Here is an 18092-nt window from a genome sequence, read left to right as displayed (position 1 = left end):
GTCATGGCGATGGTGATGACCTCTTCGCAGCGCTGGCGCGTCTGGGCGCTGCATGCGGTGCTGATCGCCTTCGTGGTGCTCAGCCTGCTGCCGCTGCTGATGATCGTGTCGATCTCGCTGCGGCCTGGCAACTTCGCCGGCGGCAGCCTGATCCCGAAGGCCATCAGCTTCGAGCACTGGCGCCTGGCGCTGGGCTTGCCGGTGGTCGATGCCCAGGGCCAGGTGACGCCACCGCCGTTCCCGGTGCTGCAGTGGATCTTCAACTCGCTGAAGGTGGCGCTGGTGAGCGCGGCGGCCTGCCTGGCGCTGTCGGTGACCAGCGCCTATGCGTTCGCTCGGATGCGCTTCCGCGGCCGGGACGGCACGCTGACGGCGATGCTGCTGCTGCAGATGTTCCCGTCGGTGCTGGCGCTGGTGGCGATCTACGCGATCTTCGACCGGCTCGGCGACTGGGTGCCGTGGCTGGGCCTCAACAGCCACTGGAGCCTGGCGCTGGCCTACACCGGTGCGGTGGCGCAGCACATCTGGCTGGTCAAGGGCTACTTCGAGAGCATCCCGCCCGACCTCGAGGAAGCCGCCGCGGTCGACGGCGCGAGCCGCTGGCAGTCCTTCGTGCTGGTGCTGCTGCCGCTGGCCAAGCCGGTGCTGGCGGTCGTGTTCGTGCTGGCCTTCCTGGGCGCGATGATCGAATACCCGGTCGCCTCGGTGCTGCTGCACGACGAGCAGCAGCTGACGCTGGCGGTGGGATCGCGGCTGTTCCTGTTCAACCAGCGCTACCTCTGGGGCGACTTCGCCGCCACGGCCCTGCTCGCGGGCTTGCCACTGACGCTGATGTTCCTGCTGATGCAGCGCTGGCTCGTCGCGGGCCTGACCGCGGGGGGCGTCAAGTCATGAGGCGGGGGATCAGAAGGGATCCATCGCGCTGGTGAAGCGCCCGGAGCCATCGAGCGCGCCCCAGGTGTAGCCCTGCCAGCCGGGATAGGCCTGCGGCTCCCAGTACAGGACGCCCAGGCCGTTGGCGCCCAGCGCGGACACGCGCGTGAGCAGGTCCGCGATCATGGCCTTGGACGCGGCCGCCTGCTGCCAGTCCATGCCGGTCTCCGCCACGATCACCGGCTTGCCGTAGCGTGACACCATGTCGGCCATGTTGGTCGACAGCGCCGCGTTGCGGCTGCTCCAGTTGCTGGACGTCGGATAGTGGGACATGCCGATCACGTCGTAGCGCGCGCCGTTGGCCTTCATGCCGTCGAAGAACCAGCGGAACACCGCGTTGTCGTGGCCGTTGGCCAGGTGCAGGATCACCTTGGCCGAGGGGAACACCGCCTTCACCGCGTCGTTGCCGTTGTTGATCAGCTTGACCAGGTTGGCGAAGCTCGATCCCGAGGCTTGCCCGTCGGGCCACAGCATGCCGCTGTTGATCTCGTTGCCGACCTGCACGTAGTCGACGGTCACGCCGTTGGTCTTGAGGTAGCTCAGGATGCCCTGCGTGTGCGCGTAGACGTCGCTCATCAACTGCGTGAACGAGTGGCTGGCCCAGCTGGCGGGCTTGGTCTGCTGGCCGGGGTCGGCCCACGAGTCGCTGTAGTGGAAGGTCAGCATGACCTTCTGCCCCTGGGCGATCGCGCGTTTGGCCTTGTAGAGCGTGTCGGCGCCGTCGCACCAGCCGCCGTTCGGGTTGACCCAGACGCGCAGCCGGATCGTGTTGATGCCCAGGTCCTTGAGCAGCTTGAACGGATCGGTCTTGGTGCCGGCGGCGTTGTAGAAGCTGTAGCCGGCCGATTCCTGCTGGCTGACCCAGCTCACGTCGGCGCCCTTGACCAGCGTCGCCGCCGCCGCGGGCAACGCGGTGAGCGCGGCGGCCAGGCCCAGTCCGGCGCCGATGGCTGCCCGGCGCGTGAGGCCTCCCGTGGCGCGGGCGGCCGCCGTCATCGTGGTCTTCATCGTCTTCGTCGTCATTCCCCTGTCTCCTTGGTGGTTGTGGTGGAGGGAACTCGGAGCGGTCCGACCCGGCGTCACCGCTGACGCGCCGGGTGGGCAGGCGCGGATCGGGCCGCAAATGAAAAGGCCCGGCGCTCAGGCCGGGCCGGGGGCGGGGCTTACAGCTCCGCGCGCAGGCTGATCGCGAAGCGGCGATCGTCGGTGTAGGTGCCGCGCGGCAGGCCGTAGTCGCTGAACACGCTGCGGCGCACCGTCCGCGTCAGGTTGTTGCCTTCGAGCGCGATGCGCAGCCGGGGCGTGATCGCGTAGCTCAGGTAGGCGTCGACCATGCCGTAGCCCTTCATCGTCACCGGCGTCAGCGCGGTCACGCCGTCGTTGCTGGGGAAGCTCAGCCGCGAGCCGACGGTGTAGTCGCTGCGCCAGTTGTAGGCCAGCCGCGCGGAGAAGTCGCCTAGGTCGTACATCGCCACCAGGTTGGCGCTGCGCTTGGACAGCCCCTCCAGCGGCGCGCTGCGGCCGTCGATGGGGCTCGGGGCGGCGCTGTCCACCAGCGTGAAGTTGGCCTGCAGGCCCAGCCCGCGCAGCAGTCCGGGCAGCTTGTTGAAGAAGCCGGTGTAGCCGACCTCCAGGCCGCGGATGCGGCCGTCGCGGCCGTTGCTCGGTGTGGTCAGCGTGTAGCTGGTGCCGTTGATCGTGGTCTGCGTGCTGGTGGTCTGGATGAAGCCCGACACGTCCTTGTAGAAGGCCGCGCCGTAGACCGAGTCGCTCTTGGACAGGTAGTACTCCAGCGTCGCGTCGACCTGGCTGGCGCGCAGCTTGTCGAGCTCCGGATTGCCCTGGTAGCCGGTCCGGTCGTTGACGTTGAGGCTCAGGCTGGGCGTGAGCTGGTCGAAGTTGGGCCGCGTGACCACGCGCGACAGCGCCAGCCGCGCCAGCAGGTCGCGCGTGAGCTCGAGCTTGAGGTTGAGCGAGGGCAGGAAGTCGGTGTCGGTCTTGGACAGGTCCACGCGACCGCCGCTGGTGGCGGTGTAGCCGCGCTGGGTGCGCGTGGTGACGGCGCGCACGCCGACGTTGCCGGTCAGCGGCAGGCCCCCGAGCGTGGTGTCCAGGTCGCCGGCGACATAGACGGCCGCGGCGCGCTCGCGGAACTCGAAGCTCTGCGCCGGATCGAGCTCGGGCACCGTCAGGTTGAAGGTGCTGCGCACGGCTTGCGCGTCGCGCAGCCAGCGCGTGTCGGTGACGGTCAGCCACTGGCGCGGGATGTTGCCGGCGCCGGCGTCCTTGAGCAGGTTGTCGTAGGGCAGCAGGCCCACCGCCGGGATCTGCGACAGGTTGAACATCCAGATGTCGTCGATCGTGTTGATCTCGGCGCTGCTGGCGCGGCGGTCGTTGAGCCGCACGCCGGCGTGCAGCGTGGTCAGCGCGCCGAAGTCGACCGGCTTGTCGCCATCCAGGCGCCAGGCGGTTTCCTTGCCGGTGTTGCGGGTGCGGAAGTACAGCGCCTTGTCGGCCCAGTAGTTGGCCGGGTTGTCGAGCTGCGCGGTGGGCGAGAAGGCCGACGGCAGCTTGGTGCCCAGGTCGAAGCTGTAGCTGACCGGGTCGTTGGCGAAGGTGCCCAGGCGCACCTCCTGGTAGAAGCGGTCGAAGGTGCTGCGGGTGTGGCTGAGGTCGCTGCGCAGCGTGGCGTCGCCGACCTTCCACTTGCCGGCCAGCGCGAGCTGGTCGATCTTGGTGTTCTCGTCGGCCACCGAGCCCGAGGTGCTCATGCTCGCGCCCCAGAAGCTGCCCGAGACGAACCGGCCGTTGGCGTCGGTCTGGATCGCGCCGTTCGGCCAGAGCTGGCCCTGGTTGGCGGTGTTGCTCCAGTTGGCCCAGAACGGCGAGGCGTAATGGCCGTAGACGTCGGTGCGGCTCTTGAGCTGCGTGTGGTTGAAGTCCAGCGTGTATTCGCTGCGGCCGTCGGGGCGCCACTGCAGCGAGGCGCTGGCGGCCTTGCGGTCGCGCTCGCCGAATTCGTAGGCCAGCCACTGGCCCAGCGGCGCGACGGTGCCCGAGCCGTCGGCCAGTTGCGCCGGGTTGTCGAGCTCCTGCGTGTCGGAGCGGTAATCGCGCTTCTGCGCCGACACGCTGAGCAGCGCGCCGAACTCGCCGGCGTCGGTGCGCCAGCGGTTGGACACCAGCAGCGAGCCTTCGCCGTTGTTCTTGTCGGCGAGCTCGGCCCGCGTGGCCTTGACCGAGCCGGCCAGCTTGAAGCCAGCGAAGTCGAACGGGCGGCGGGTGCGCAGGTCGATGACGCCGCCGATGCCGCCCTCGATCAGGCTGGCGGTCGGGGTCTTGTAGACGTCGGCGCCGGCGAGCAGCTCGGCGGGCACGTCCTGGAAGGCCAGTCCGCGCTCCTTGCCGGCGGTGAAGATGACGCGGCCGTTGAGCAGCGTCTGCGTCTGCTGCAGGCCGCGCACCTGGACGCGGTCGCCCTCGCCGCGGTTGCGCGAGATCTGCACGCCGGTGATGCGCTGCAGCGCCTCGGCGACGTTGGCGTCGGGCAGCTTGCCGATGTCGTCCGCGACGATGGAGTCGACGACCTGGTCCGCGTTGCGCTTGATGTCCTGGGCCTTGATCAGGCTGGAGCGCTGGCCCTGCACGACCACGGTGTCGAGGGCGCTGCCGGCGGCGGACGCCGGCGCGGCCTGCGCGCGGGCGTCGGCCGGCAGCAGCAGCGCGGCGCAGGCCAGCGCGACGGGCGCCAGCAGGAAGACGGAGGTGCTGGCGGCGCGGAGGGCGGGACGGGCGGCGGGGCGGATGCCGCGGGCGCGGGCGTCAGGCGTGGCGAGGGTGGACAGGGTCATGATGTCTCCGTCGTTGGACGTGTCGTGTTGTTGTCGAGGGCCGCGTCGCGGGCTGCCTCGTGGCGTCGTGGGGTCGTGGGGTCTTGGGATCGTGGGACGTCGGTCAGGGGAGGGCGTCAGCGACAGGGCGCCGCGTCGCGCATCGCGGTCAGCGAGGGCAGCGCCCGGCCCCGGTCGTCGAACAGCGTCTGGTTGGCCCAGCCGTTGCCGTCGCCGGTGCGCCAACCCGCGCCGGGCACCGCGAGCCAGGCGGGCTCCCAGTAGAAGACGCCCAGGCCCTGCGGCACCGCGGCCACCGCGCGGACCACGTCGCGCAGCATCCGCGCCTGGCCCTCGGGCGTGGCGGGATAACCGGAGCGGCGCGCGCCTTCCTCGTTGAAGACCGCGCCGCCGCCGCCGGGGTTGTCCAGCTGGTGGCCGTACGCGGTTTCGACCACCACCAGCGGTTTGCGGTAGCGGTCCGACAGCAGGCGCAGGTTGTCGCGCAGCGCGTCGTAGGGGTCGTGGTGATACGGGTACCAGCTCAGGCCGATGACGTCGTAGTCGAGCTTGGCGGCCTCGAACCCGTCGTAGACCCGGCGGAAGGTCTCGGCGCTCTTGCCGTCGCCCTGGTGCGCCAGGTGCAGCATCACCGGCAGGCGGCCGCCGCGCAGCGCGTCGGTGGCCCGGACGCCGCGGATGCCGGCCCGCAGCAGCGCGATGAAGGCCGCGTCGCCGCCGACCTGCTCGTCGGGCGTCTGCTGCCACGTCTTGCCGTCGGGCCAGAGCATGCCGCCGTTGATCTCGTTGCCGACCTGGATCATGTCCGGGTCGGTCCCCTGGTCGTGGAGGGCCTTCAGCACCTCGGAGGTATAACGTTCAACCTCCTGTGCCAGCGCCGCGCCATGCAGGCGGGTCCAGGCGGCGGGTTTCGCCTGTTTGCCGGGGTCGGTCCAGTGGTCGCTGTAGTGGATGTCCAGCAGCCATTTCATGCCTTGCGCCTTCAGCCGCCGGGCCAGCCGGAGCGTGACGGCCAGGCCGTTGTCGCCGCCGCCGACGGGCTCGCCGTGGCGCGAGACGATGCGGCCGTCCTCGATCACGTCGTGGGCGTTGACCGGCGTGTGCCACAGCCGCAAGCGGCCCCAGTTCATGCCGGCCGCGCGCAGGATCTGCAGCGCGGAGCCCGGCCGGCCGTCGGCCGTCGAGAACTTCCCGCCGCCACGCTCGACGGTCTCCAGCGTGGAGATGTCGACGCCGAGGATGAAGTCCTTGCGGTGAGAGGTCTTGATCGCGCCGTCCGCGTCGGCGTCGCAGCGGGGGACGGACGGAGCGGCCGGCGCGGACGCTGGTTCGGCGGCAGGCGCGCCAGCGGACGCGGAGGCGACGGCTGATCCGGCGGCGCAGAGCGCGGCACCGGAGAGCACCAGGTTGCGTCGGGTGACGCCAGGACGGGGCAACGGGCGCGGCAGGATCACGGCTGTCTCACTCGCCGGGACGCCTGGCGGCGCCTCGGCCTTGTTGTCGGTGCCAGCTATCTTGCTGGTCAGGTTAATCGCTTAACCTTGCGACTAGTGTCGTCGATTGCCGCAGGGCGGGGGTGAGGGGTTTCCCGATCCCGCGCGGGCCTGACGCGCCGACGTCACACACCGGCCTAACGCATCGGCCTAACGCATCGGCCTCAGGCGCCGCGCTTCACCGTGGCCGCCGCCGCCGCCGCCGCCCGGAGCTTGTCCTTCTTGCTGGGCCGCCGGCCCTTGACGCCGCCGGTCGCCGCGTCCGGCGTCGCGGTCTCGGTCGGCTCGAAGCCGGCGATGCGCTCGCGGGCGACGCGGCGTCCCTGGCGCTTCTCGATCAGGCGGAAGTGCGCTTCCGTGGCGGCGCTGATGAAGCTCACTGCCAGGCCGTTCTCGCCGGCGCGCGCGGTGCGGCCGATGCGGTGCGTGTAGTCCGCGGCGGCGCGCGGCAGGTCGTAGTTCACGACGACCGGCAGCCGCGCGATGTCGATGCCGCGCGCACCGAGATCGGTCGCCACCAGCACCCGCAGCCGGCCCGCCTTGAAGTCGGCCAGCGTGCGCGTGCGCGCGCCCTGGCTCGCGTCGCCATGGAAGGCGGCGGCCTCCAGGCCGGCCCGGCGCAGCTTGTCGGCCACGTGGTCGCAGGCATAACGCGTGGCGACGAAGACCAGCACGCGCGACCAGTCGCCGCGTTCGATCATGTGGCGCAGCAGCGGCGTGCGCCGCGCGGCATCGACCTCGACGGCATGCTCCTCGATCTGCCCCTCGGTGGCCGGCTCGCCGCTGACCTCGACGCGCACCGGGTCGTGCAGCAGCTGGGTCGTCAGCGCCTGCACCGCGTCCGGGAAGGTGGCGGAGAACAGCAGGTTCTGCCGCCGGCGCGGCAGCAGCGCCAGCACCTGCGCCAGTTCGTCGGCGAAGCCGGCGTCGAGCAGGCGGTCGGCCTCGTCGAGCACCAGGCAGTCGACGTCGCCCAGCTTCAGCGCGTTCTTCGCGACCACGTCGAGCAGCCGGCCCGGCGTCGCCACGACGATGTCCGCGCCGCCGCGCAGCGCCATCATCTGCGGATTTATCGACACGCCGCCATACAGCACGGAGACCTTGACCGGCTCGCGCAGGAAGCGCCCGACCTGGATCAGGGTCTCGCCGACCTGCGCGGCGAGCTCGCGCGTGGGCACGAGCTCCAGCACCTGCGCGCGGCGCAGCGCCGGCCGCACGCCGGCATCGAGGCGCTGCAGCACCGGGAAGACATACGCGGCCGTCTTGCCGGAGCCGGTGGCGGCGCTGCCCAGCAGGTCGCGACCGGCCAGGATCGGCGCGATGGCCGCGGCCTGGATGGGGGTGGGGCGGTCGAAGCCCAGTTCATCGGCGGCGCGCAGCAGCGCGGGCGACAGCCCGAGGTCGGCGAAGTCGCTCACAGGCGCCTCACCTTCACCGACTTGCCCTTCACCTTGCCGGCATTGAGCCCGCGCAGCGCCTGGTCCGCCAGCTCGGGCGCGATGGCCACGTAGGTGGAGAACTCGTTGACGTTGATCTTGCCGATGCTGGCGCCGTCCAGGCCCAGGTCCTTGGTCAGCGCGCCCAGCACGTCGCCGGGGCGGATCTTCTCCTTGCGGCCGCCGAGGATCTGCAGCGTCACCATCGGCGGCCGCAGCGGCGGGCCGCCGGCCGTGGCGGTCAGCTCGGACAGCGGGGACCAGGAACTGACGCTGCCTTGCATCTGGTCGATGCGGCCGACGCGGCCCATCTCGTCCAGGCTGGCGAGGCTGAAGGCCCAGCCCGCTTCGTCGGCGCGGCCGGTGCGACCGATGCGATGCACATGCACCTCGGGATCGGGCGTGATGTCGACGTTGATCACCGCCTCGAGCTGCGCGATGTCCAGGCCGCGCGCGGCCACGTCGGTGGCGACCAGCACGCTGCAGCTGCGGTTGGCGAAGCGCACCAGCACCTGGTCGCGCTCGCGCTGTTCCAGGTCCCCATGCAGCTCCAGCGCCACGATGCCCTGCGCCTGCAGCACGGCGACGAGGTCGCGGCACTGCTGCTTGGTGTTGCAGAAGGCCAGCGTGCTGGCCGGGCGGAAGTGGTTGAGCAGCAGGCCGACGGCATGCAGCCGCTCGGCCTCGGTCACCTCGTAGAAGCGCTGGCGGATCTTGTTGGCCGCATGGCGCTCGGTCAGCGTCACCGTCTTGGGGTCGCGCATGAAGCGGCCCGCCAGTGCGGCCACGTCGTCGGGATAGGTGGCCGAGAACAGCAGCGTCTGGCGCTGCTTCGGGCAATGGGCGACGACCTGGGCGATGTCCTCGGCGAAGCCCATGTCCAGCATGCGATCGGCTTCGTCCAGCACCAGCGTGTTCAGCGCCTCCAGCGACAGCGTCTCGCGCTGCAGGTGGTCGAGGATGCGGCCCGGCGTGCCCACGACGATATGGGCGCCATGCGCCAGGCTGGCGAGCTGCGTGCGGATCGGCACGCCGCCGCACAGGGTCAGCGTCTTGATGTTGTCCTCGGCACGGGCCAGGCGGCGGATCTCCTGCGTGACCTGGTCGGCGAGCTCGCGCGTCGGGCACAGCACCAGGGCCTGGACGGCGAAGCGGCGCGGATTCAGGTTGGCCAGCAGCGGCAGCGAGAACGCCGCGGTCTTGCCGCTGCCGGTCTTGGCCTGCGCGATCAGGTCGTGGCCGCCCAGCGTCAGCGGCAGGCTTTCCGCCTGGATCGGCGTCATCGAGAGGTAGCCCAGCTGGCGCAGGTTGGCCAGCATGGCGGGGGGCAGGGGGAGGCGGTCGAAGGCGGTCGCGTCGGACGCGGGCGTCGGCGCTGCCGGGGCGGCGGAGCCGGTGGGATCGGTGCGGGTCATGCGCGATTGTCGGCGATCCGCGCCGCCGGCCCCGGGCCCGCCTGCCGGCGAATCGACGATGAAGTCGCGTTTCGGGCCCGCTCGGCGGGGCCGTCCGCCGTCAGGGCGCGGGCTTGGCCGCCTCGCAGGCCACGCGCCGCATCGGGAAGTCGATGCCGCGCGTCGTGCCGTTGCGCTGGCCCTCGATGCGGGCGGCGAGCCCCGTGTCGCCGACGGCGCGGTAGATCACGCGCTGGGGGAAATCGTGGGCCGGGTTCTCGAAGGTCACGGCGCGTTCGCCGATCGAGGTGGCCACGAAGGTCGCCTCCTTCTGCCGCGACGGCTGCGCGATGAAGACCGGCTGGCCCTCGGCGTTGAGCCGGATCTGCATGAACTCGTGCTCGACGGTGCGGCCGTTCCTGACCGTGCGGCCGATGCCCAGCATCGTGCCGCCGGCCAGCGGCAGCCAGTGCTCCACCGAGCCCGCTTCGCCCTTCTCTGCGGCCCAACAGCCGGCCAGCCAGCCGAGCCGCTCCAGCTGGACGTCCTCGGCATGGGCGTTGGCGGGGGCGAGGGCGGAGGCAAGGGCGGCAAGCGGCAAGGCAATCACGGCGGCGAGGCGAGGGCGCATGGCGTGGGCTCCGGGGGACGATGCGCGAATCTACCGCCGGCGCCGCGCTGGCGCCAGCCGGCGGCGAAAGAGAATGCGCCCGATCTCGCCAACAGCAATCAAGGTGACTCGACGATGGACCGATTCGATGCGCTGCTCGCCTTCGCCCGCGTGGTGGAGGCCGGCAGCTTCACCAAGGCGGCGCAGACGCTGCACCTGAGCAAGACCACCGTGACGCAGCTGGTGCAGCAGCTCGAGGCGCGCCTGCGGGTGAAGCTGCTGCATCGCACGACGCGGCAGGTCCGGGTGACGCCGGACGGCGCCGCGTATTACGAGCGCGTGGTGCGCGTGCTGGCCGACCTGGACGACGCGGACACGGCGCTGTCCAGCGCCACCACGTCGCCGCGCGGCCGGCTGCGGGTCGACGTGCCGACGCCCTTCGCGCGGCTGGTCCTGATGCCGGCGCTGCCGGAGTTCCATGCGCGTCATCCGGAGATCCAGCTCGACATGGGCGTCAGCGACCGCATCGTCGATGTCATTGGCGACAACGTCGACGCGGTGCTGCGCGGCGGCGAGGTCACGGTGCCGTCGCTGATCGCGCGACGCATCGGCGAGCTGCCGCTGGGCGTGTATGCCGCGCCGTCCTACCTGGACGCGACCGGCGTGCCCGCGCATCCCCGCGACATCGAGGCGGACCCGCAGCGCATCGTCGGCTTCCTGCGCGCGAGCACGGGACGCATCGCGCCGATCCAGATGCGGCGCGGGGAGGAATCGGTGGAGGTGCGCGGCCGCTACGTCGTCGCGGCCGACGATGGCAATGCCTACCTGGCGGCCGGGCTTGCGGGCATGGGCGTGCTCTGGCTGCCGCGCTACATGGCCGGGCCGCATGCGGCGCGCGGCGAGCTCGTGCCGCTGCTCGAGGACTGGACGATGGACCCGATGCCGATGTATCTCGCCTATCCGCCCAACCGCAACGTCAGCGCCAAGCTGCGCGTGTTCATCGACTGGGTCGACGAGTTGATGCGACGGCATGCGCCGGCGATCGTGCCGGCGGCGTCAGGGCCAGGCGAGGGTTGATGCGCGCGTCGGGAGTCAGGGCGCCGCGGTCGTCGAGGAGCTCCCGGCCACGCGGCGCGTGCCGACCCAGTCGTCGACCACCTGCTCGAGTACCGTCAGCGGCACGTCGCCGGTCAGCAGCACCGTGTTGTGGAACTGCTTGATGTCGAAGCGCTCGCCGAGCTGCTGGCGGGCGCGCTCGCGCAGCGCCTCGATGCGCAGCCGGCCCAGCATGTAGGCGCAGGCCTGGCCCGGCCAGGTGACGTAGCGGTCGACCTCCTGCGGGGTGATGCCGTAGTCGATGGCCTGCTGGCGGGTCCACTTCATCGCATGCAGGCCGGTGTCGACCACCAGCCGGCGGGCGCGGAACAGCGCCCCGTACAGCTGGCCGAGGTGGCCGACCGGATCGCCGTCATACCAGCCGTTCTCGACCGCCAGTTGCTCGGCGTACAGCGCCCAGCCCTCGACGTAGGCCGAGCCGGCCGAGAACGCGGCGCGACGGCGGAAGTAGGGCAGGTCCCTGGCCTCCATCTGGATCGCGAGCTGGAAGTGGTGGCCCGGGATGGCCTCGTGGTGCACGAGGGTCCGCATGTCCGCGATGTCGTAGGTGGGGCCGGCCAGCGGCGCCCAGAACACGCCCGGCTGGGAGCCGTCCGGCGCCGGGGTCGTGTAGTGGGCGGCGGCGGTGGGCTCGGTCAGCGCGGGCTCGCGGCGCACCTCGACGGGCGCCTTCGGCATGACGTCGAACAGCAGCCGCGCGCGTGCCTGCGCGTCGCGCAGGTAGGTGGTGTAGCGGTCCAGCAGCTGGACCTGCGGGGCGGCGTCCTTGGGCTGGCGGTCGGCGTCCATCTTGCGATAGCGCTGCTCGATGCTGCCCTCGGCGTAGCCCAGCTGGCGCAGCAGGCCGTCCATCTCGGCTTCGATGCGGGCGACCTGCTTCAGGCCGATCGCGTGGATCTCGGCCGGCGAGAGCTCGGTGGTGGTGTTGGCGCGCAGCCGCGCGGCGTAGAACCGGTCGCCATCGGGCAGGCGCCAGACGCCGGCGTCATCGGTGGTCCGCGGCAGCTGCGCGCGCAGCAGCGCGAGGCCGCGGCGCCACGCCGGCATGATGGAGCTCGCGACGATGGCCTCGGCCCGCGCGCGGGCGCGCTGGCGGGCGGCGGCGTCCATGTCGGGCAGGGTCGCCATGCGCTCCGCCAGCGACACCACCAGCGGGTTGTCCGCCGGCTTCGGCGCGACGAACTGCTCGACCTGGCCGACGGCGGTCGCGGTGATGAAGCGCGGCATCAGCATGCCCTTGGCCTGCGCGGCGCGGGCGCGGACGATGCCCTGGTCCATCAGCGCGGCCAGGCCGTCCATGCGCTGGAGGTAGCTGCGCACGTCGGCCGCGTGGCGCATCGGGTGTTCCTGCACGAGGAAGGTGATCGGGCCGACATGCACGCCGTCCATGTGCTCGAAGACGTAAGGGTGGTCGAGGAACTCGCCCTCGGCGACGTTCTGCCGCATCGTCCAGGCCATCAGCGCGGCGGAGGTGCGCTGCGTCGGCGACAGCGCGTCGCGCGGGAAGCGCGCCAGTTCGGCCAGGGCGCGGCGGTCGCGGGCGATGTCCGCGAGCTCGTCCTCGCGCGAGAGCGAATCCCACTGCCCGTCGAGGCGGGCCTGGACCTCGCCCTGGAAGTACTGCATGCGGGTGGCGTGCTCCGGCGCATGCCGCATGCGCTCGGCGGCGACGCGTTCGGCCCAGGCGTCGAAGCCGGCGGCGCTGAAGTCGTTCGAGGCGCTCGAGGTGGCGGCCGGTGCGGCCAGGGCCTGCATCGCCGGCGCGGCCAGCACGCCGCCCAGTCCGGCCGCGAGCAAGGTGCGGCGGCGCACGGCGGGCGCGGCGCCGGATCGGATCGTCTTGGTCATGTGATCTCCCTGGTCGACGAAGCGTCGATTGGAACGGCCGGCAGGGTAACCGGCTATTCGTCACTCCCGGGTGTCAGGGCGTGTCTCTAAACGTACTGCGCCGCCGCATGCGCCGACGCCCAGGCCCACTGGAAGTTGAAGCCGCCCAGGTGGCCGGTGACGTCCAGGACCTCGCCGATGAAGTACAGCCCCGGCGACTTGAGCGATTCCATGGTCTTGGACGACACCTCCTTGGTGTCGACGCCGCCCAGCGTCACCTCCGCGGTGCGGTAGCCCTCGGTGCCCGCCGGCACCACCTGCCAGGCCGACAGGCGCTGCGCGATCTGCTCCAGCTCCGCGTGGGCGTACTGCTTGATCGGCTTGGAGACGAACCACTGCTCCGCGATCAACGTCGCCATCTTCTTGGTGAACAGCTCGGCCAGCAGCGTCCTGAGCTCGGCATTGGGCCGGTCGTTGCGCTGCTGCGCCAGCCAGGCAGGAACGTCCAGGTCGGGCAGCAGGTTGATCTCCACCGCCTGGCCCGGCAGCCAGTAGGACGAGATCTGCAGGATCGCCGGGCCGCTCAGGCCGCGGTGCGTGAAAAGGATGTTCTCGCGGAAGCTCTTGCCGTTGCAGCTCACCAGGCAGTCGACCGAGGTGCCGCTGAGCTCGTTGCACAGGTCCTTGAGCTGGTCGGTGATGGTGAACGGCACCAGCCCGGCCCGCGTCGGCAGCAGCTGGTGACCGAACTGGCGGGCCACCTGGTAGCCGAAGCCGGTGGCGCCCATGGTCGGGATCGACAGGCCGCCGGTGGCGATCACCAGCGACTGGCATTGCATCGGCCCCGCCGAGGTCTCGAGCCGGTAGCCGGTTTCCGTCTTCTCGATCCGGTCGACCGAGGTCTCCAGCATCGGCGTGATGCCGACGGCCTCGCACTCGGCCAGCAGCATGCGCAGGATGTCGATCGACTTGTTGTCGCAGAACAGCTGGCCCAGCTTCTTCTCGTGGTGCGGGATCTGATGCTTGTTGACCAGCGCGATGAAATCCCACTGGGTGTAGCGCGCCAGCGCCGACTTGCAGAAGTGGGGGTTCTGCGAGAGGAAATTGGCCGGCTCGGTATAGAGGTTGGTGAAGTTGCAGTTGCCGCCGCCGGACATCAGGATCTTCTTGCCGGCCTTGTTGGCGTGATCCACCAGCAGCACGCGGCGGCCGCGCTGCCCGGCCAGCGCAGCGCACATCAACCCCGCGGCACCCGCGCCAATGATCACGACATCGGTGTCCCGCACGTCCTGCACACACTTCCCTTCGACCTGTGAATCGCTGCCCGGCGGCGCGCGGAGGGCGCATCGCGGCGGGCGCGGGAGCTTAACGCATCCGGCTCCCCGCTCTCGCGCCGCCATGCCGGATCTGAATAGCAGCTAGTCCTGGCCATACCTAGGACGATGGAGCCGGGCTGTCCACAATCCGCCGCAGCCGATAGAAAGACCCCCATGATCATCGACGTCCACGGACACTACACGACGGCCCCGGCGGCGCTGGGCGCCTGGCGCGACCTGCAGGTCGCGGCGCTCAAGGACCCCGCGAAGGCGCCGAGCGCGAGCGCGCTGAAGATCTCCGACGACGAGTTGCGCGAGTCCATCGAGACCAACCAGCTCAAGAAGATGAAGGAGCGCGGCTCGGACCTGACCATCTTCAGCCCGCGCGCCAGCTTCATGGCGCACCACATCGGCGACTTCCAGACCTCGTCCACCTGGGCGGCGATCTGCAACGAGCTCTGCGCGCGGGTGGCGGCGATGTTCCCGGATCACTTCGTCGGCGCCGCGATGCTGCCGCAGAGTCCCGGCGTCGATCCCGCGAGCTGCCTGCCGGAGCTGGAGAAATGCGTCCGCGACTACGGCTTCGTCGGCCTCAACCTGAATCCCGATCCCTCCGGCGGCCACTGGACCAGCCCGCCGCTCACCGATCGCCATTGGTATCCGCTCTACGAGAAGATGGTCGAGCTGGACGTGCCCGCGATGATCCACGTCAGCACCAGCTGCAACGCCTGCTTCCACACGACCGGCGCCCATTACCTGAACGCCGACACGACCGCCTTCATGCAGTGCCTGACCGGCGACCTGTTCAAGGACTTCCCGACGCTGAAGTTCCTGATCCCGCACGGCGGCGGTGCGGTGCCCTACCACTGGGGGCGCTTCCGCGGGCTGGCGCAGGAGCTCAAGAAGCCGCTGCTCGACGAGCACCTCCTGGACAACATCTTTTTCGACACCTGCGTCTATCACCAGCCTGGCATCGACCTGCTGACGAAGGTGATCCCGGTGAAGAACGTGCTCTTTGCGTCCGAGATGATCGGCGCGGTGCGCGGCATCGACCCCGAGACCGGGCACTCCTACGACGACACCAAGCGCTACATCGAGGCCACGCCGCACCTGAGCGACGCCGAGCGGCACCTGGTCTACGAGGGCAATGCGCGCCGCGTGTTCCCGCGGCTGGACGCGCGGCTGAAGGCGCAGGGGCGCTGAGACGCGCCCAGGGACAAGCGCCAGCCGCCCCGCCTGCTGCGACACTCCCGGGCATGCTTTCTGCTTCGTGCCTGGGATGAGCGCCACGCCCAACGACCCCGCCCCGCCGCCCGCCGCCGCACCCGCCGCCGCACCCGCCGCCGTCGAGCCGCTCGCCGACCTGGCGATCCGCTCGCACACGCCCTTCGAGGATGCGCAGGCGATCTTCACCGGGACGCTGTTCGTGTCGCTGGCGCTGATCCTGTTCGCGCAGGTCGGGCTGCTGACCGGCGGCACCGCGGGCGCGGCCTTCGTGCTGCACTACGCCACCGGCGTCAGCCTGGGCAAGCTGTTCTTCCTGATCAACCTGCCGTTCTACTGGTTCGCCTGGACCCGCATGGGCCGCGAGTTCACGCTCAAGACCTTCGTCTCGATCGCGCTGCTGTCGGTGATGACCGAGTTCTCGCCCAAGCTCTTCGCCATCGACCGCATCCATCCGGCCTATGCCGCCATCCTGGGCGGCGCGCTGCTGGGCTCGGGCTGCCTGTTCCTGGCGCGACATCGCGCCAGCCTCGGCGGCGCGACCATCGTGTCGCTCTACCTGCAGAAGGCCAAGGGCTGGCGCGCCGGCAAGGTGCAGATGGCCATGGACTGCGCCATCGTGCTGCTCGCGCTGACGGTGGTCGATCCGGAGCGCGTCGCCTACTCGGTGCTCGCGGCGGTGGTGATGAATCTCTTCATCGCGGTCAACCACAAGCCCGGCCGCTATGCCGTGCTGTGATCCCCGCGCTCAGCGCCGGAACAGCAGCGCGTTGACCAGCACCAGCAGGCCGATGCCGAGCCAGAACTCCCACCAGCCGCGGTCGCGCGACTTGATGCGCAGCAGCAGGTGGATGACGCCGGCGTACAGGATCAGCTCCGACTTGAGCCCGGCAGCGATGCCGAGCAGCAGCGCGAACTGTTTGACGTAGAGGAGCCAGGGCCGATCAGCCCCGGCCGCGCCCGGCGCGGCGCCCACCGAGCGGCGGGCGGCGCGCTGCGCCTCGTGGTCCGCCAGGCGCTGGGCCTGCTCGGCCCGGCGCTGATCGGCGCGGCTCGGCGCGGGCGGCTTGCCACCACGGCGCGCGGTGCGCTCGTCATTGAGTCGCGCCTGCCGCGCCGCCTTGATCTGGCCCGCGGTCTGCTGCAGCACCGGTTCCGGAGGCTCCGCCGGTTGCCACCAGGCACCGCGCGCGAGCACGGGCGCCTCGCCGGCCGCGGCCTTCTGGCGGAACAGCGCGCCGAAGGCGGAGCGCCGCTTCGCCGCGCCGCCGGGCAAGGCCAGGGCCTGCTTCAGCAGCGGCGCGCCTTGCTCGCGGTCCACCATCGCGACGAAGCGCCCGTAGCCGACGAGCACCTCGCGCGTGGCCGGCTGCCCCTGCCAGGTCGCCGCCTCGACGCCCTCCCGCGACGCCTTGTGCAGCGCCGCGCGCAGCTTGCGGCGTTCCTCGCGCGAGACGGAGGGCTTGTCGTTGACGACCACGCCGGTGACCTCCTGCCGGGAGCCAGCGCGCATCACGCGCTGCTTGTCCGGATGCGGCGTGAAGCCTTCGTCCTTCAGCACGTGGCGCACCTGCCGCAGCAGCGTGCCGACCTGGCCCGCGCCCTCGCCGGAGGCCGAGAACGTCAGGTCGTCGGCGTAGCGGGTGTAGGCGAAGCCCAGCTTGTCGGCGATGCCCTGCAGCCGGCGGTCCATCCTGCGGCACAGCACGTTGGTGAGCATCGGGCTGGTCGGCGCGCCCTGCGGCAGCACGCGGTCGCGCCCCTTGCCGCCGACGAAGAAGCGCTCGCCGTCGACCTCCAGTTCGTCGCAGGGGTTCTCGCTGCACAGCAGCGCCAGCATCGTGGCGACCCGCTCGTCGTAGCCCAGGCCGCGGAACACGCCCTTGATGCGCGGGAAGGTGATGGTCGGGAAGAAGTCCTGGATGTCGAGGTTGATCACCACCTCGCGCCCCGCATGCGGCGTGGCGTTGGTGACGATGCTGCGCCCCGGCAGGAAGCCGTGCGCGGCGGCATGGCTGGGCACCTTGGCGAGCACCTGGTCCAGCACCCAGTACTGCGCGCGCTTGAGCCGCGGCATCGGCGCCGAGATGGTCCGCTGCCCCCCGGTCTTCTTCGGCAGCAGGAAACGGCGGTAGTGGGACGTGCGTGCGACCTCACGATGGAAGCACAGGAACTTGAGCTCGGGCAGCGTCAGGCCCATCGCGCCGGCCAGCGCTAGCGGCGTGGCGAGGGCGGGAAGCCCGTCGGCCAGCGGCCGGGCCGGCGCACCGGCGGCAGCGGGCCGCAGGCCGCCGGACACGCCCTCGCCCAGGTAGCCGGCGTCGGTCTTGCGCGCCTCGTGCCAGCGCAGCGCGCGCTCGTGGCGGCGCTGCTCGCGGGCCTGCGCGGTCGCCTCTCGCTTCGCGCGGGCCTGCGCCAGGCGCTCCTCGCGCATCCGCTTGAGCGCCGCTTCGGGATCGCCGTGGCTGCGCAGCTCTTGCTGCATGTCGTCCAGCGCCTTCATCAGCTCGAGCTCGCGCTGGATCAGCGCGGCCTCGATCGAGGGCTTGCCTTCGCCCGCGGGCCAGAAGCCCAGGCGCTGCATTTCCTCGAGGACAAAGGCGTCCTTGGACGAGGCGCGGATGCGCTCGATGATCTCGGCGCGGGTGGGGACGCGGTCGCTCATGCGGCGCCTCCTGGGAGCGGCGCCGGCGAGGCGGCGGACAAGCGGTGGAAGAAGGGGAGGAAGGGGAGTGCAGCGCGCTTCTCGTCGAAGAGCCTGGAAGGCTTGAGGGACGGGCGCTGTCCACTCGACGCCGCGCGCACCACCGTCGCACGATTCGCTTCAGGGAAGCCCCATGGGAATCTGCGACGGTGGTGCTGCGCGGCACAGTGAAGACGGCGCCCGTGACG

At 71.0% G+C, this 18092-nt stretch carries 13 protein-coding genes; 4 read left to right on the top strand and 9 right to left on the bottom strand.

Annotated features, from left to right (window positions below):
• Positions 1-15: 15 nt before the first annotated feature.
• Positions 16-894: a maltose ABC transporter permease MalG gene (gene malG / locus FHT37_RS15530; protein ID WP_254783458.1), complete on the top strand. Its 879-nt coding sequence runs from the start codon at positions 16-18 to the stop codon at positions 892-894.
• Positions 895-903: 9 nt separating this feature from the next.
• On the opposite strand, the gene FHT37_RS15525 is transcribed toward malG, so the two are convergent.
• The 6 genes from FHT37_RS15525 to FHT37_RS15500 form a co-directional block, all read right to left on the bottom strand.
• Positions 904-1956 carry a glycosyl hydrolase 53 family protein gene (locus FHT37_RS15525; protein WP_254783457.1) on the bottom strand — a complete coding sequence of 351 codons (1053 nt, stop codon included), beginning with the start codon at positions 1954-1956 and terminating at the stop codon, positions 904-906.
• Between the two features lie 140 nt (positions 1957-2096).
• The gene (locus FHT37_RS15520) at positions 2097-4784 is read right to left on the bottom strand and encodes a TonB-dependent receptor (RefSeq protein ID WP_091727549.1); all 2688 of its coding nucleotides are present in this window, start codon (positions 4782-4784) and stop codon (positions 2097-2099) included.
• A gap of 116 nt (positions 4785-4900) precedes the next feature.
• On the bottom strand, positions 4901-6238 hold the full coding sequence (locus FHT37_RS15515; RefSeq protein ID WP_183482653.1) for a glycosyl hydrolase 53 family protein: 1338 nt from the start codon (positions 6236-6238) through the stop codon (positions 4901-4903).
• 203 nt (positions 6239-6441) lie between these two features.
• On the bottom strand, positions 6442-7695 hold the full coding sequence (locus FHT37_RS15510) for a DEAD/DEAH box helicase (protein WP_183482651.1): 1254 nt from the start codon (positions 7693-7695) through the stop codon (positions 6442-6444).
• Entirely contained in the window at positions 7692-9128 is a 1437-nt protein-coding gene (gene dbpA / locus FHT37_RS15505) for an ATP-dependent RNA helicase DbpA (RefSeq protein ID WP_091727538.1), read from the bottom strand. Before dbpA ends, FHT37_RS15510 begins: the two co-directional genes overlap by 4 nt.
• 100 nt (positions 9129-9228) lie before the next feature.
• On the bottom strand, positions 9229-9738 hold the full coding sequence (locus FHT37_RS15500) for a DUF6265 family protein (RefSeq protein ID WP_091727534.1): 510 nt from the start codon (positions 9736-9738) through the stop codon (positions 9229-9231).
• 114 nt (positions 9739-9852) lie between these two features.
• Here FHT37_RS15500 and FHT37_RS15495 point away from each other — a divergent pair, with 114 nt between their 5' ends.
• Positions 9853-10794: a LysR family transcriptional regulator gene (locus FHT37_RS15495; RefSeq protein ID WP_091727530.1), complete on the top strand. Its 942-nt coding sequence runs from the start codon at positions 9853-9855 to the stop codon at positions 10792-10794.
• Between the two features lie 15 nt (positions 10795-10809).
• On the opposite strand, the gene FHT37_RS15490 is transcribed toward FHT37_RS15495, so the two are convergent.
• Positions 10810-12681, bottom strand: a complete 1872-nt coding sequence (locus FHT37_RS15490) for a DUF885 family protein (RefSeq protein ID WP_255489672.1) — start codon at positions 12679-12681, stop codon at positions 10810-10812.
• 86 nt (positions 12682-12767) lie between these two features.
• On the bottom strand, positions 12768-13898 hold the full coding sequence (locus FHT37_RS15485; RefSeq protein ID WP_409072714.1) for an NAD(P)/FAD-dependent oxidoreductase: 1131 nt from the start codon (positions 13896-13898) through the stop codon (positions 12768-12770).
• Between the two features lie 252 nt (positions 13899-14150).
• Between FHT37_RS15485 and FHT37_RS15480 the strand changes: the two genes are divergently transcribed.
• Positions 14151-15179 carry an amidohydrolase family protein gene (locus tag FHT37_RS15480; RefSeq protein ID WP_091727526.1) on the top strand — a complete coding sequence of 343 codons (1029 nt, stop codon included), beginning with the start codon at positions 14151-14153 and terminating at the stop codon, positions 15177-15179.
• A 76-nt stretch (positions 15180-15255) separates the two neighbouring features.
• A complete protein-coding gene (locus FHT37_RS15475; RefSeq protein ID WP_091727523.1) occupies positions 15256-15939 on the top strand; it encodes a YitT family protein in 684 nt (227 codons plus the stop codon).
• Positions 15940-15948: 9 nt separating this feature from the next.
• Here FHT37_RS15475 and FHT37_RS15470 read toward each other — a convergent pair whose 3' ends face one another.
• Positions 15949-17865 carry a reverse transcriptase family protein gene (locus FHT37_RS15470; RefSeq protein ID WP_183482646.1) on the bottom strand — a complete coding sequence of 639 codons (1917 nt, stop codon included), beginning with the start codon at positions 17863-17865 and terminating at the stop codon, positions 15949-15951.
• Positions 17866-18092: the final 227 nt, after the last annotated feature.

The sequence above is a fragment of the Mitsuaria sp. BK037 genome, assembly GCF_014193045.1.
Classification (GTDB): domain Bacteria; phylum Pseudomonadota; class Gammaproteobacteria; order Burkholderiales; family Burkholderiaceae_C; genus Roseateles.
The sequence above is the reverse complement of the archived record's forward strand: the minus strand, read 5'-3'. Positions and strand labels throughout refer to the sequence as shown.

What these genes read in the sequence shown, in the direction of transcription:
- FHT37_RS15520 (WP_091727549.1), bottom strand. Translation starts at nt 4,784, where the DNA reads ATGACCCTGTCCACCCTCGCCACGCCTGACGCCCGCGCCCGCGGCATC.
- dbpA (WP_091727538.1), bottom strand. Translation starts at nt 9,128, where the DNA reads ATGACCCGCACCGATCCCACCGGCTCCGCCGCCCCGGCAGCGCCGACG.
- malG (WP_254783458.1), top strand. Translation starts at nt 16, where the DNA reads ATGACCTCTTCGCAGCGCTGGCGCGTCTGGGCGCTGCATGCGGTGCTG.
- FHT37_RS15480 (WP_091727526.1), top strand. Translation starts at nt 14,151, where the DNA reads ATGATCATCGACGTCCACGGACACTACACGACGGCCCCGGCGGCGCTG.
- FHT37_RS15470 (WP_183482646.1), bottom strand. Translation starts at nt 17,865, where the DNA reads ATGAGCGACCGCGTCCCCACCCGCGCCGAGATCATCGAGCGCATCCGC.
- FHT37_RS15475 (WP_091727523.1), top strand. Translation starts at nt 15,256, where the DNA reads ATGAGCGCCACGCCCAACGACCCCGCCCCGCCGCCCGCCGCCGCACCC.
- FHT37_RS15485 (WP_409072714.1), bottom strand. Translation starts at nt 13,898, where the DNA reads ATGTGCGCTGCGCTGGCCGGGCAGCGCGGCCGCCGCGTGCTGCTGGTG.
- FHT37_RS15495 (WP_091727530.1), top strand. Translation starts at nt 9,853, where the DNA reads ATGGACCGATTCGATGCGCTGCTCGCCTTCGCCCGCGTGGTGGAGGCC.
- FHT37_RS15500 (WP_091727534.1), bottom strand. Translation starts at nt 9,738, where the DNA reads ATGCGCCCTCGCCTCGCCGCCGTGATTGCCTTGCCGCTTGCCGCCCTT.
- FHT37_RS15525 (WP_254783457.1), bottom strand. Translation starts at nt 1,956, where the DNA reads ATGACGACGAAGACGATGAAGACCACGATGACGGCGGCCGCCCGCGCC.
- FHT37_RS15490 (WP_255489672.1), bottom strand. Translation starts at nt 12,681, where the DNA reads ATGACCAAGACGATCCGATCCGGCGCCGCGCCCGCCGTGCGCCGCCGC.